This is a genomic window from Pseudomonas sp. (genome assembly GCF_037994325.1).
GTDB lineage: Bacteria > Pseudomonadota > Gammaproteobacteria > Pseudomonadales > Pseudomonadaceae > Aquipseudomonas.
This window is the reverse complement of sequence record NZ_JBBNAH010000417.1, coordinates 1-13,226: the sequence shown is the minus strand read 5'-3', so window position 1 is coordinate 13,226 and position 13,226 is coordinate 1. Positions and strand designations below refer to the sequence as shown.

The window sequence follows — 13,226 nt, the reverse complement described above, 5'->3', positions numbered from 1 at the left end:
GCGTGGACACCAATAGCGAACGCACCGCCATGCTCACCCGCGGCGAAATACCGATTTACGAGCCGGGCCTTGAGGCCATGGTACGTAGCAATATCGCTGCGGGGCGTATCAGTTTTACCGAAGATGCCGGCGCCGCGATTGCCTTTGGCAGCATCTTGTTTATCGCCGTAGGCACGCCGCCCGACGAAAACGGTTCGGCCGACCTGACTTATGTGCTCAATGTCGCCCGCACCATCGGCCAGCATATGAACGGCTACAAAGTGGTGGTGAATAAGTCCACGGTGCCGGTGGGCACGGCGGGCAAGGTGGAAAGCACGATTGCCGCAGCACTGGCTGAGCGCGGCAGCGATATCCGTTTCGATGTTTGCTCCAACCCTGAATTCCTCAAAGAAGGCGCGGCCATTGAAGACTTCACCCGTGGCGCACGGATTGTGGTTGGCACCGAGTCGGAAACCGTACGTACGTTGATGCGCGAGTGCTATGCGCCGTACAACCGCAACCACGACAAAATCTTCTTTATGGGCGTGCGCTCGGCCGAACTGACCAAGTACGCCGCCAACGCCATGCTGGCGACCAAGATCAGCTTTATGAACGAGATCGCCAATATCGCCGAGTTGGTGGGCGCCGATATCGAGCAGGTTCGTCAGGGTATTGGCTCTGACCCGCGCATTGGCTACCACTTTATCTACCCCGGCTGTGGCTACGGCGGTTCCTGTTTTCCCAAGGATGTACAGGCGCTGGCGCGCACGGCGGAAGATATCGGCTACGACGCGGCTTTGCTGCGCGCCGTTGATGAGGTCAACGGCCGGCAGAAGAATATTCTGCTGAAAAAGCTTTCCCAGGTATTTGACGGTCAGCTTGCAGGCTTGACCGTGGCGTTGTGGGGCTTGGCATTCAAGCCTAATACCGACGATATCCGCGAAGCACCAAGCCGCACCTTGATGGAAGGGCTATGGGCCCACGGCGCACGAGTGCGGGCTTACGACCCGGTGGCCGCCGGCGAGATTCGCCGCGCCTATGGCGAGCGCGATGACTTGGTGTTGGTCGGCAGCAGCGAAGACGCCTTGAGCGGTGCCGATGTGCTGGTTATTTGCACCGAGTGGAAGGAATTCCGTGCGGTCGATTTGCAGCATATCGCCGCTACCTTGCGTCACCCGGTGATTGTCGACGGCCGTAACCTGTATAGCCCGGACGAAGTGCGCGCTGCCGGTCTGCGCTACTACGCCGTAGGGCGTGGCGATTCGTTGGAGTTGGGCGCCTGATGTCGGTGCCGGCCGATACCGCAGTGGGTTCGTCCAAGGCTGGGCGCAGGTGGCGTAAATACAAAGCCAAGCTCGCGCGCCGCTGGAAGCTGTTGCGCTTTGCTCTGGCTAACCGCGTCTCTCGCCGCTCGGTGGTGGCCAGCGGTGGGCCGGTGGTGTCGCTGACTAGCTATTCAACGCGGCTTAAGTCCGTGCATATCACTCTGGAATCGATTGCCGCCGGCGACGTGTTGCCCAGCCGCCTGATTTTGTGGGTGGACGAGTTGGCCGTGTATGAAAACCTTCCGCTAGCGCTGCGGCGCTTGCAGGTTCGCGGGCTGGAAGTAAAGCACTGCGTAAATTACGGCCCGCATAAGAAGTACTTCCCCTTTGTTCAGGGCGAGCCGCTGGATAAGCCGCTGGTTACGGCGGATGACGATGTGTTCTACCCACGCACCTGGCTGGCCGGGTTGCAGCAGGCCTACCGGGCAACCCCCGAGCACATTGTTTGCTACAAGGCCAAGCGCCTGGGTTTTGCCGCCGATGGGATAACCTCTTACACCGGGTGGGCGACCCAGTTGGGCCCGCAAGCCAGCTTTCAGAACTTTGCCATTGGCGTATCCGGCGTGTTGTACCCGCCGGCATTTCTGCAGGTGCTAAAGGATGAGGGGGATGCGTTTGTTGCCGTGTCACCTAAAGCCGATGATATCTGGCTGCATGTTCACGCCCTGCGTTCGGGATTCAAAGTCCGGCAGCTTTCCGCTGAGGACGCCTACTTTCCCAGTTTGCCCGGTACCCAAGATATCGCCTTGTATAACGAGAATATGAAGTTGGGCGGCAATGATCAGGTGATTGCGCGGCTGTATACCGCTGCCGATATCGAAAAAATGCTCAAGGATTGATGCGCCGTGACCACCGATAGTTTGCAACGTATGTCCGTTGCCTTAATTGAAAAGATTGCCGCCTCCGGGCGGGTGATTCTGCTCGCCAACAACCCGCTGCTGACGCCAGCGCTGATCGACAGCTTGAATATTCAAGACACGGATATCGTGGTCAGCTTCAATAAGTGCCGCAACCTGCCCTCACTGCGCCGGCGCCATGTAAATGTCTTTATGCATCGGCACAATTACCGCAAAGGCGGTTACTTCGGTTACCCCTATAAAGGCATGTTGCGGCTGTTTTCCTGGTTCAACCCGCGGTTGTACAGCGTCATGCTGGGCGGCGATGACAGCACATTGCCGCGCTCTGGCACGTTCTCGTTTCTGCCCCTGCGCCAAGCATTTCCTGCGTTGCAAACTTATCCCTATGAAGGACTGCCAACCCGTGGCGGCCCTTCTACCGGGTTTTATGCCTTGGCATTCTTTGACTACCTAAAACAGCTCAAAGGCGCCAGCTTCGACATTCTGCTGGTCGGCTTTTCTGACGAAGGCGGCACGTTTTGGGATGGCCATGCTTGGGAATTTGAGCGTGAGTGGATAAAAAGCTCCGCCGTGATGGTCGTAAAGCCTTAGCGCTGTAGATGGATAGATAGAACTTCATTCAGTGCATCCAATAAACAGCCTTATGCGTGGTGATATGCAGCTCGAGAAATATGCGGAGAAGTTAAGGGCATTGGGTGTAGTGCTTGCCCTGTTAACCCTCACGGTTTTGTTAGTTGGTTGTTACTGGTGGCCTGAGTCGGGGGATTGGGATAAAACCATACGTTTGGTTACCTGCATTTCACTGCTGTGTCTATTGGGGCAGCTGTTTAAGGAGCGTTTGCGACTCTTGGCCCCAACGTTCTTGTTGTTTCTCTTGTTATGGTGCGTGCTGATGCTGAATAGCATCCTCACCGAGTCCTACAGCTCCGTACGCCAGTTGCTGTTGATCTTGTTCTTCACTTGGATGGTGATGCTACTGGGCGGGAAAGAAGGCCGCGGCTGGGTGGCGGTGTTAATGGTGAGCGCGCTGGCACCGGCTTGTTTTGCGGGCATATCGCTGGTTAACAAGATGTTGGTCGGGGAGTTTGATACGTCCTACCGCGGTATGTATATCCACGATTCCGGCATTCCGGGCGTTGCGGAGTTTGGCATTACCATCGAGGCAGGCTTGCACTATGCCTTTGCCTTGGTCATCTCGGTTTGGCTGCTGTTGAGAAGCCGTAAGCCAGCGCACAGTGCGCTATGGTCGGCATGTGTGGTGGTCTTGCTGGTCTACCTGTACTTCACGTTTGCTCGCTCTGCGTGGGTGGCAGGGTTGCTTGCTTCGGCAGTGTTGGTTGTCACCATGACTGAGGGGCGGCGCCGCCGCCAAATCGGATTGGTGGCGGTATTGGTCACATGTGCTGTGGTTGTGGTCGGCTTTGAACAGGTGATTTACGAGTTCGGCGATCGAGGTTTGACCGATCGAGACGAAGTGTGGGCCGCCGTATTCGAGCGAATTGGTGAGAATTGGTGGTTTGGCCACGGCTCGCACACCGAGCTGGGTAAGGTGGCGCTGACCAACGGAGCCATCGTTAGCAACCCCCATAGCCTTTACTTGGAAGCGCTCTATCAATTTGGCCTGGTTGGGCTCGCCGCTCTGTTGTTGGCGATGGGGGCCTGCATTTGGACATTGAGGAAGCCGGCTAGCGACTTGGGGCGGTTATGGCTGAGCATTCTCTCGGCATCCAGCGTCCTGATGCTAGTGGAAATGCATTTCTTCGTGGATGCGCCCAACGTAGTCTGGCTGTGGCTCTGGTTACCGATGGCAGGAGCCTTGGCTGTTACCACCCAGCCCAAAGTCGCCGCTATCTCTCGCTAAGAGAAAACCTCGCTTTGCCCGGCAGCGCAATGCTGCTGGGCGCTAAAGGCGGGATTACTTGGAGAAAAACCGCCGCCAGCCCTTGGCGCGGGTCACGTCATTGCCTTTGTAGTTCTTTTGCGAGGCCTTGCGCACGCTGCCAAATCGCTCGCCCACTTTGTACTGCTCAAGCGTGTAACCGTTGGCCAGGGCTTCCTGGTAATAACGGTCGAACAGCTCGATCAGGTCTTTGCGTGGGTGCTCGAAAACCTCGCCGTCGAACCAGTGCTTTTCGCCGCCGCTTGCCAGGCGTTCGAAGGAGTATTTGTGCGAGAGCTGGGTGCCAATGTCGGAGTAGTGCAGGATCTTGATCACATCAATGGGGCTGTGCTCGCCATCGATATTGTTGAATTGATCGTCGAAGCCCTGAATTAACCCCGTGTTCTGGCCGAAATAGTCGCGCAGTTTATGGTGCGAGCGCGGGTCGCTGATGATTTGCTCAAGCGCCGGCAGGTGTTCTTTGGCTCGCGCGCAGTCCCACATCGACACGCAGAAGCGCCAGGACTCTTTACCACCCTTGGCCATCACAATCTTGCCTGGCTCAAATGGCGTGTTCCACAGCTCGGCGATATCGCTCAGCACTACGACGTCGGCATCCATATAGATGGCGCGACCCTCAAAGTTGCAGAAGGCCGGAATGCTCCAGCGGAAACCGGAGAACGGCGTAGTCCAGTTATCCGAGCGCCAGCCCTGCTCGGTCTCGGGTGAGGAGTACCAGAAGCTCTCCGGGTTGCGGGACAGCTGCATCCAGTGAATGTCTACCGGTAGGGAGGCGTGTTTACGCAGGCTATATTCCAGCACCATCATTTGTTCGAGGTCGCAATCGTTAGGGTCGCAGCCAACAAATACTTTCACTGTGTCGTTCATATGCGTATGTCCCGGTTGAACTGGTCAAACATTAACTTGTTCGTACTCGGCGATAATGTCGTCGGCATTCAGTTTTACCGCTGTGCTTTGATTGTACTGTGCAAAGAACGGGGCAAGACCGATTTTTTTGATTAAGCGCAGATCTTTCTTATAACGCAGCAGGTGTTTGAAATTGCGTTTGCGCTTGGCTTTTGATAACGAGCGCAGGCTGATTTGCATATCGGAAATATCGATAAGCCCATAGTCGCCAGACTCAGTAAGAATAATATTGCCCATATGCAGTGAACGGAAATAAATGCCCTTGTCATGCAGGTGGGCAATAAAACTTGCCAGTTTGCGTAACAATATTTCCTGCTGTTCGGGCAATTGTGTAGGGATGTAGCCGCGCAATGTATGCCCTGGCAGTGGGCTGTATAAAATGGCGCCACGGTCCGGGTTGGAAAACTTGAATAACTGCAGGGCTTTAGGGCAGGGAATGCCGCGCTTTTCCAGGGTTTCACAGTTAGTCATGAAACGCTTTTCGGGCGGAGAAATAATGGCGGTGGTAATCAGGCGTTTGCGCCGAAACAGCTTAAGAAAATTGCCGTCTTGTAATTTGAGCACCTTGTCGCCATAAGGGTCGCGCTCAATTACCTCTGCCCCAGCCACCAGGCTGCTATATATCGAGTCGGTGGGGGCGCTTGCGGATTCAGTCAATCTAACCTCGGAGCCACATAATCAGGGCGGGGAGTGCTATCATTTTCCGTCTTCTTTCGATTGGGTAGCGTGCATTTCATGAGCAATTCTCTCCGGAGTATCCAGCCGGTGTCCAGCGTCAAAATCTACTTCCGCCTGCTCTCCTACGTCCGGCCGTACTGGGGGCTGTTCGCTCTGAGCATCGTCGGTTTTCTTATTTTTGCTGCTACCCAACCCATGCTTGCCGGCATCCTCAAGTACTTCGTTGACGGTTTGAGCAACCCCGGCGCCGCGCTTTTTCCCAACGCGCCATGGGCTTGGTTGCGGAATCTGGAACTGCTTTATGCAGTGCCATTACTGGTGATTCTGATCGCCGTCTGGCAAGGCGTTGGCTCTTTTCTCGGTAACTATTTCCTGGCCCGTGTTTCCTTGGGCTTGGTAAACGATCTGCGTGTTGAGCTGTTCAACAATATGTTGACGCTGCCTAATCGTTATTTTGATCGGCATAACTCGGGTCATTTGATTTCACGTATTACCTTTAACGTCACCATGGTGACCGGCGCCGCCACGGATGCCATTAAAGTGGTTATTCGTGAAGGTATGACGGTTGTATTTCTGTTTGCCACCCTGTTATGGATGAACTGGAAGTTAACCTTGGTAATGGTCGCTATTTTGCCGATTATTGCCCTGATGGTTACCAGTGCCAGTCGTAAGTTTCGTAAGCAAAGCAAAAATATTCAAATTGCCATGGGCGACGTTACCCACGTCACTTCCGAAGCTATTCAGGGCTATCGCGTGGTCCGCAGTTTTGGCGGTGAAGCGTATGAGCGTAAACGCTTTAAGAAAGTCAGTGCCGAGAACACTAAGAAGAACTTGCGCATGAACAAGACCTCGGCGGTTTATACGCCGATGTTGCAGTTGGTGATTTATAGCGCCATGGCCGTGCTGCTGTACTTGGTGTTGCTGCTGCGCGGTGATGCCACGGTGGGTGACCTGGTGGCCTACATTTCCATGGCAGGCCTGTTGCCCAAACCGATTCGCCAACTGTCGGAAGTGAGCTCCACCATCCAGAAGGGTGTGGCTGGTGCCGAAAGCATCTTTGAGCAACTGGACCAAGACACCGAAGTCGACAACGGCACCGAGGAGCGCGAGCGCGTTTCCGGCCGTCTTGAAGTGAAAAACCTTAACTTCACCTACCCAGGCACCGAAAAGCAGGTGCTGAACAACCTGAACTTTAACGTTGAACCTGGGCAGATGGTGGCGCTGGTGGGGCGCTCGGGCAGCGGTAAGTCGACGCTGGCCAACCTGATTCCACGCTTTTATGCCCACAGCGAAGGGCAAATCTTGCTTGATGGCCTCGACGTGGAAAGTTATCGCCTGAACAACCTGCGTACCCACATCGCTCTGGTGACTCAACAGGTGACGCTGTTTAACGACACGGTGCTGAACAACATTGCTTATGGCGACCTGGCCGATCGGCCGCGCAGTGCTGCCGAGAAAGCCGCTGATGACGCCTTTGCCCGCGAGTTTATTGACCAACTGCCAGAGGGCTTCGATACCCAAGTTGGCGAAAACGGCGTGATGTTGTCAGGTGGCCAACGCCAGCGCTTGGCTATCGCCCGGGCCTTGCTCAAGGACGCACCGCTGCTGATTCTGGATGAGGCGACTTCGGCGCTCGACACCGAATCGGAACGGCATATTCAGGCCGCGCTGGAGAAGGTGATGGAGGGCCGTACCACCCTGGTGATTGCGCACCGCCTGTCGACCATCGAGAAGGCTGACCTGATTCTGGTGATGGACCGCGGGCAGATTGTTGAGCGCGGCACCCATGACGAGCTGTTGGCCCTTAATGGCTATTACGCGACGTTGCATTCCCGTCATTTCAAAGATGATGACGAGCCGGTTGAAGAGGTTGTCAGCTGATCGGCTGTCCAACAGCGGGTGGGAGAGGCCGCAACCTGGCCTTCCCCAATCCCGCCCCGACCCGTTTTCAATTACAAGTCGCCCAGCTAGGTTGGGCATGGCCACCGAGGCTGGTTAGCCACCTCGCTATGCTATATTTCCCCGCGTTTTCGTCGTCCCGGAGAGTCCATGAAGTTGTCCATGCCCCGTTTTGATCAGGCTGCCGTATTGGTGGTCGGTGATGTCATGCTCGACCGCTACTGGCATGGCGGCACCTCGCGGATTTCCCCTGAGGCGCCGGTGCCGGTGGTGCGGGTTGACCATATTGAGGACCGTCCCGGTGGTGCCGCCAACGTTGCGTTGAACATTGCCGCCTTGGGTGCGCCGGCGCGTCTGGTCGGTGTGACCGGTGAAGACGAAGCCGCCGCCAGCCTGGCCAACAGCCTTAAAGGCGCCGGCGTGCAAGCGCACTTTCAGCGTATCGCCAGCCAGCCAACCATCGTCAAGCTGCGGGTGATGAGCCGTCACCAGCAACTGCTGCGCATGGACTTCGAAGAACCCTTCAAAACCGACACCGTGGCGCTTACCGCGTCGGTACAAAGCCAGCTCGACGGCATCAAAGTGCTGGTGCTGTCGGACTATGGCAAAGGTGCGTTGAAGAACCACCAGGAGCTGATTCAGGCCGCCCGCGCGCGCAATATCCCGGTGCTGGCCGACCCCAAGGGCAAGGACTTTGCCATCTACCGTGGCGCCAGCCTGATCACCCCGAACCTGAATGAATTTGAAACCATCGTTGGCCGCTGCGCCGACGAAGCCGAGCTGGTGGCCAAAGGCGCCGAGCTGATGCGTGAGCTGGAGTTGGGCGCATTATTGGTCACCCGTGGCGAGCACGGCATGACCCTGTTGCGCCCGGATCATCCGGCCCTGCACCTGCCAGCCCGCGCCCGCGAGGTGTTTGATGTCACTGGCGCTGGCGACACGGTAATTTCCACCCTGGCCGCTTCCATCGCCGCCGGCGAAGACCTGCCGCAAGCCGTGGCCCTGGCCAACCTGGCCGCCGGTATTGTGGTCGGTAAACTCGGTACTGCTGCCATCAGCGCCCCGGAACTGCGCCGTGCGGTGCAGCGTGAAGAGGGTTCCGAACGTGGCGTGCTGAGCCTGGAACAACTGCTCACCAGCATTGATGACGCCCGCGCCCATGGCGAGAAAATCGTCTTTACCAATGGCTGCTTCGACATTCTGCATGCCGGTCACGTGACCTACCTGGAACAAGCCCGGGCTCAGGGCGACCGCCTGGTGTTGGCCGTTAACGACGACGCCTCGGTCAGTCGCCTCAAAGGCCCAGGCCGCCCCATTAATTCGGTAGACCGGCGTATGGCCGTGCTCGCCGGTTTGGGCGCGGTGGATTGGGTGGTGAGCTTTAGCGAAGATACCCCGGAAAACCTGTTGCGGGCGGTCAAGCCCGACGTGCTGGTAAAAGGCGGTGACTACGGCGTTGAGCAAGTGGTGGGCGCCGATATCGTTAAGGCCTATGGCGGCGAAGTACGGGTGCTGGGCCTGGTGGAAAACAGCTCCACCACGGCCATCGTCAATAAAATCCTTGAGCGCAAATAACCTACGTGGCTGACCTGCCATAACCTCTTGGCGGGACGGTCATAGGCTCGGGCTTTTTACGCGAGCATGCTTTGGGCATCTCTATCCTGGATGGAAAGATGCCCATGAATGCCGATGTCCAAGGCCGCGCCCTGGCCCTTCTCAATCGCATGGCCCAGGCCGATTGGCCTGACCGCCTGAACCTGCGCAAGCCCTTTGAAAAGCTGATCTACAGCGGCAGCCGCGCCAGCTTTCGCCTGGCCGCTGACCGTGCGCAAAAGGGCGGCAGCCGCACCCCGCGCAAGGTCGACCCCGATGCCTTGTTCGACCTGTCCTTAAACGACGAGCAACAAATGCTGGTGGATATGCTCGCCAGCTTTGCCAGCGAAGTGCTGCGCCCTACTGCCCACGATGCCGACGCCAGCGCCGCCGTGCCCGCTGAGCTGCTAAACCAAGCCCAAGACCTGGGTCTGACCTTTTACGGCGTCAGCGAAGTGCATGGCGGCATGGCCGGTGAGCGCACCACCGTGAGCAACGCGCTGATTGCCGAAGCCTTGGCCAAGGGCGATATGTCGTTGGCGGCCGCGTTGCTGGTGCCGTTGTCTGCTGCGAACTGCATCCGCCGTTGGGGTTCGCCAGAGCAACAGCAGCGCTGGCTGCCGGCCTTTGTTAGCGAAGCCAGTGCGCCGGTGATGGCCATCGCCGTCAATGAGCCAGTGGCGCTGTTCGACCCGCAACAGCTGGCCACCAAGGCCAGGCGCAAGGGCAAGCACTACCACCTCAGTGGCGAAAAAAGTCTGGTGCTGCGTGGTCTGGACGCTAGCCACCTGATCATCGCCGCCAAGGCGGAAAACGGCCCGGCGTTGTTTATCGTCGAAGCGGGAAGCAAAGGTCTACAACGCTTCCCCGAACCCGGCATGGGCCTCAAAGCCGGCGCCACCGCGCGGGTAAAACTCAAAAACGTGAAAGTAGCGGCCGAGCAGCGCCTTAATGCCGAGCACTTTAACTACCAAAGCTTTCTCGACCATGCCGCCCTGGCTTGGTGTGCGCTGGCCGTCGGCACTGGGCAGGCGGCGCTGGAATATGTCACCACCTACTGCAACGAGCGCAGCGCCTTTGGCGAGCCGATCAGCCATCGCCAGGGCGTGGCGTTTATGGTCGCCGATATCGCCATCGAGCTGGACGCCATGCGCATGTTGGTCTGGCGTGCCTGCGCCCGTGCCGAGCAGGGCTTGCCGTTCCAGCGCGAAGCCTATCTGGCCCGTCTGCTCTGCGCCGAAAAGGCCATGAAGATTGGCACTGACGCCGTGCAACTGCTGGGCGGTCATGGCTTTACCAAAGAACATCCAGCCGAGCGCTGGTACCGCGACTTGCGCGCCGTGGCCGTGATGGCCGGCGGCTTGCAACTGTGATGGCCAGGGAGCTACGCACATGAATCTGGAAACCCCGAAAAAATTCTCTGGCCTGGTGCATCAGGCCCATCAGGTGGCGGCTAACTATTTCCGGCCGATCTCACGTAAATACGACAAAGCCGAGCACGCCTACCCCAAGGAACTCGACCTGCTTGCCGCCTTGCTGGACGGCATGAACGCCGGCTCGCCGGATGCCATTGGTGCCGGTTCGGCGAGCAAGCGTGGTGCGGCTAAATCCTTGGAGGAGGGCGTTAAAAACGGCGGCAATCTGTCGGCGCTATTGGGCGTGATGGAGCTGTGCTGGGGTGATGTCGGTCTGCTGCTGGCCATGCCACGTCAGGGCTTGGGCAATGCCGCGATTGCCGCAGTGGCCAACGACGAACAGCTGCAACGCTTTAACGGCACCTGGGCGGCCATGGCCATAACCGAACCCGGCACCGGTTCGGACTCCGCCGCCATCCGCACCACGGCGCGGCAAGACGGCGACCATTACGTGCTCAATGGTGAAAAAATCTTCGTTACCTCCGGCGAGCGTGCCGACTCAGTGGTGGTCTGGGCCACGCTGGACAAAGCCCTGGGTCGCGCCGCGATTAAGTCCTTTGTGGTCGAGCACGGCACGCCAGGCATGACCGTCACCCGTCTGGAAAAGAAACTCGGCATCAAGGCCTCAGACACCGCCTCCATCAGCTTTAGCGACTGCCGCGTGCCTGCCGCCAACCTGCTGGGCAACCCGGAAGTCGACGTGCAAAAAGGCTTTGCCGGGGTGATGGAAACCTTCGACAACACCCGGCCATTGGTGGCGGGCATGGCGATTGGCGTGGCCAAGGCCTCTTTGGACCGCACCCGCGAATTGCTCAAAGACAGCTTTCGCTTCGACTACGCCAAACCGCTGCTGGCCGTCAGCCACGCCGAGGCCACGCTGTACCGCCTGGAAGCCGAATGGGAAGCCGCGCGACTGCTGACCCTGAAAGCGGCATGGATGGCCGACAACAAACTGCCCAACTCCAAAGAAGCCTCCATCGCCAAAGCCAAGGCCGGGCGCGTGGCCAATGAAGTGACGCTTAAATGCGTGGAATTGGCCGGCGCCCTGGGCTATGGCGAGGACGAACTGCTGGAGAAATGGGCGCGGGATTCGAAGATTCTCGACATCTTTGAAGGCACCCAGCAGATCCAGTTATTGATTGTGGCCAGGCGGTTGTTGGGTAAGAGCTCGAGTGAGTTGAAGTAGGAATGCTGTTGAGCCTGGCCCTCACCCTCGGCCCCTTTCCCCTGGCCGGGCGCCCGCAAACAGGAGAGGGGGCATGATCGCATTCCGTTTGTCTCCCCTCGCCCGCTTGCGGGAGAGGGGCCGGGGGAGAGGGCCGGGCCAAACGACATTCTGCCGCTTTAGCTACACGCCGCTTTTGCCTGGGGCTTTTTTACGTTAAGCCCCTGCTGCTGTACCCAATCCTTCCAGCGAATGCGCTCATCACGCACTAACCAGCCTTCCTGCGGGGCAAAGCTTTCGGCGAGAAAAATGCCGCGCGTGCTGGCCGGCACCACCACGCCTTGCTTGAGGGTCAATAGCTCCGCACAGGGCTTGCCCTGCTGCAGCGGAATCAAATACAGATCCGGTTTGCTGCGGTCCAGGCGCGCCACCAACTTGCCGTCTTCGAGCTTTTCATCGACATGAAACAGGCTGAGCAGGCGCGTGTCTTTGGGCAGTTCCAGGCGCAGGTCGTAGACCAGTTGCAGCGAAGAAGTGGGCAGGTGCACGTACGCGCGTGGGCGCTCGATCAAGGTCAGATTGCCGCAGCGAATCGGCCGCGCCGCGCCAGACAGCGGGCTCAGGCTAAAGCTCGCCGATTGCCGGTAACGCAGGGCATTGTGGTACGGCGTTGGTAGCCAGGTGTCGCCAAAGCGCCCACCGAGCCAGCCTTCTGGCGTTTCCAGCAGGCATTCTTCGGCCACTTCCTGAATGGCGGTTAACAGCGGTAGGTTTAGTTCGTGGGCCGGCACATAGCCGGAGATCAGCTTGAGCACCACATCGCCGCGGTCCAGCCGCCGTTGGCGCACCAGCACCCAATAATCACGACCTTGCCAGCTCAGGGTCAGGCGCACGGAAACGCCCAGGTTGGCGAGGTCGGCCTGGAAGTGTTCGCTATTGTCGAGGGGCAGTGGCTGGCGGCGGTCCAGCACTTGCGAAAAATTCAGCGGCGGGCCAATGCCTTGGTAACTCAGGTCAGTGGCGCTGGCTTCAACCCGCAGCGCCAGGGTTTTGAAATCGGTGGGGGCCTTGCGGACTAGGACTCGCGGCATATCGGCTCCTCAAGGGCATCTACTGCGCAGATGGACTGCCAGTTGGATGCTTAGCGATTGGCGGTCGTTATTGTTTTAGCCCCGCCCGAGTGTGTGAATAACGGACGCGACAGTAGCGACGTTGTGTGACAGATGCAGCGGATTGATGGTTCCGACTATCGCGCTGGCAACAGCCGGGTGTGCGAACGCCAGTTCAAAGCTGGCACGTACCGGATCGACGCCCGGCGTCAGGCAGATATGCCCGCTGGCCAAGGCCTTCTTTAACAGAATGCCTTTGCCGTGCTGGGAAGCGTAGTCCAGCACCGGCCGTTCGCCCGTTTCGTTGAGGTTGTAGGTGACCATGGCGCAGTCGCCCTGCTCCAACGCCAGCAGGCCGCCGGCCACGGTCTTACCGGAAAAACCGTAAGCGCCGATCTTG

General features: G+C 58.3%; 11 protein-coding genes and 1 pseudogene. 8 read left to right on the top strand and 4 right to left on the bottom strand.

Translation table 11 applies throughout. The features are described from left to right. From AAAB16_RS14190 to AAAB16_RS14175, 4 genes are all read left to right on the top strand, one after another. The coding region (locus AAAB16_RS14190; RefSeq protein WP_340663893.1) for a UDP-glucose/GDP-mannose dehydrogenase family protein at positions 1-1,262 on the top strand (1,262 nt) is incomplete at its 5' end. After that, positions 1,262-2,143, top strand: a complete 882-nt coding sequence (locus AAAB16_RS14185) for a hypothetical protein (protein WP_340663892.1) — start codon at positions 1,262-1,264, stop codon at positions 2,141-2,143. The genes AAAB16_RS14190 and AAAB16_RS14185, both read left to right, overlap by 1 nt. Positions 2,144-2,149: 6 nt before the next feature. Then, complete coding sequence (locus tag AAAB16_RS14180; protein ID WP_340663891.1) at positions 2,150-2,752, top strand: hypothetical protein; 603 nt, start codon at positions 2,150-2,152, stop codon at positions 2,750-2,752. A gap of 64 nt (positions 2,753-2,816) precedes the next feature. Beyond that, positions 2,817-4,022, top strand: coding sequence for an O-antigen ligase family protein (locus tag AAAB16_RS14175; RefSeq protein WP_340663890.1), 1,206 nt, complete (start codon positions 2,817-2,819; stop codon positions 4,020-4,022). Positions 4,023-4,076: 54 nt separating this feature from the next. Here AAAB16_RS14175 and AAAB16_RS14170 read toward each other — a convergent pair whose 3' ends face one another. Both AAAB16_RS14170 and AAAB16_RS14165 read right to left on the bottom strand, forming a co-directional pair. Further along, positions 4,077-4,928: a glycosyltransferase gene (locus AAAB16_RS14170; RefSeq protein WP_340663889.1), complete on the bottom strand. Its 852-nt coding sequence runs from the start codon at positions 4,926-4,928 to the stop codon at positions 4,077-4,079. Between the two features lie 24 nt (positions 4,929-4,952). Next, positions 4,953-5,624, bottom strand: a complete 672-nt coding sequence (locus AAAB16_RS14165; RefSeq protein ID WP_340663888.1) for a lipopolysaccharide kinase InaA family protein — start codon at positions 5,622-5,624, stop codon at positions 4,953-4,955. Between the two features lie 78 nt (positions 5,625-5,702). On the opposite strand from AAAB16_RS14165, the gene msbA reads away from it, so the two are divergent. From msbA to AAAB16_RS14145, 4 genes are all read left to right on the top strand, one after another. Then, complete coding sequence (gene msbA / locus AAAB16_RS14160) at positions 5,703-7,526, top strand: lipid A export permease/ATP-binding protein MsbA (RefSeq protein ID WP_340663887.1); 1,824 nt, start codon at positions 5,703-5,705, stop codon at positions 7,524-7,526. Between the two features lie 168 nt (positions 7,527-7,694). Next, a complete protein-coding gene (hldE, locus tag AAAB16_RS14155) occupies positions 7,695-9,119 on the top strand; it encodes a bifunctional D-glycero-beta-D-manno-heptose-7-phosphate kinase/D-glycero-beta-D-manno-heptose 1-phosphate adenylyltransferase HldE (RefSeq protein WP_340663886.1) in 1,425 nt (474 codons plus the stop codon). Positions 9,120-9,217: 98 nt separating this feature from the next. Further along, positions 9,218-10,510, top strand: coding sequence for an acyl-CoA dehydrogenase family protein (locus tag AAAB16_RS14150; RefSeq protein WP_340663885.1), 1,293 nt, complete (start codon positions 9,218-9,220; stop codon positions 10,508-10,510). 19 nt (positions 10,511-10,529) lie between these two features. After that, positions 10,530-11,738 (top strand): acyl-CoA dehydrogenase family protein, encoded by a 1,209-nt coding sequence (locus AAAB16_RS14145; RefSeq protein ID WP_340663884.1) that lies wholly within the window; start codon positions 10,530-10,532, stop codon positions 11,736-11,738. Between the two features lie 158 nt (positions 11,739-11,896). Here AAAB16_RS14145 and AAAB16_RS14140 read toward each other — a convergent pair whose 3' ends face one another. Together AAAB16_RS14140 and AAAB16_RS14135 are read right to left on the bottom strand one after the other, a co-directional pair. After that, on the bottom strand, positions 11,897-12,808 hold the full coding sequence (locus tag AAAB16_RS14140; protein WP_340663883.1) for a metal ABC transporter ATPase: 912 nt from the start codon (positions 12,806-12,808) through the stop codon (positions 11,897-11,899). Positions 12,809-12,883: 75 nt separating this feature from the next. Next, positions 12,884-13,226, bottom strand: a pseudogene (locus tag AAAB16_RS14135) (aldo/keto reductase); the annotation flags it as partial.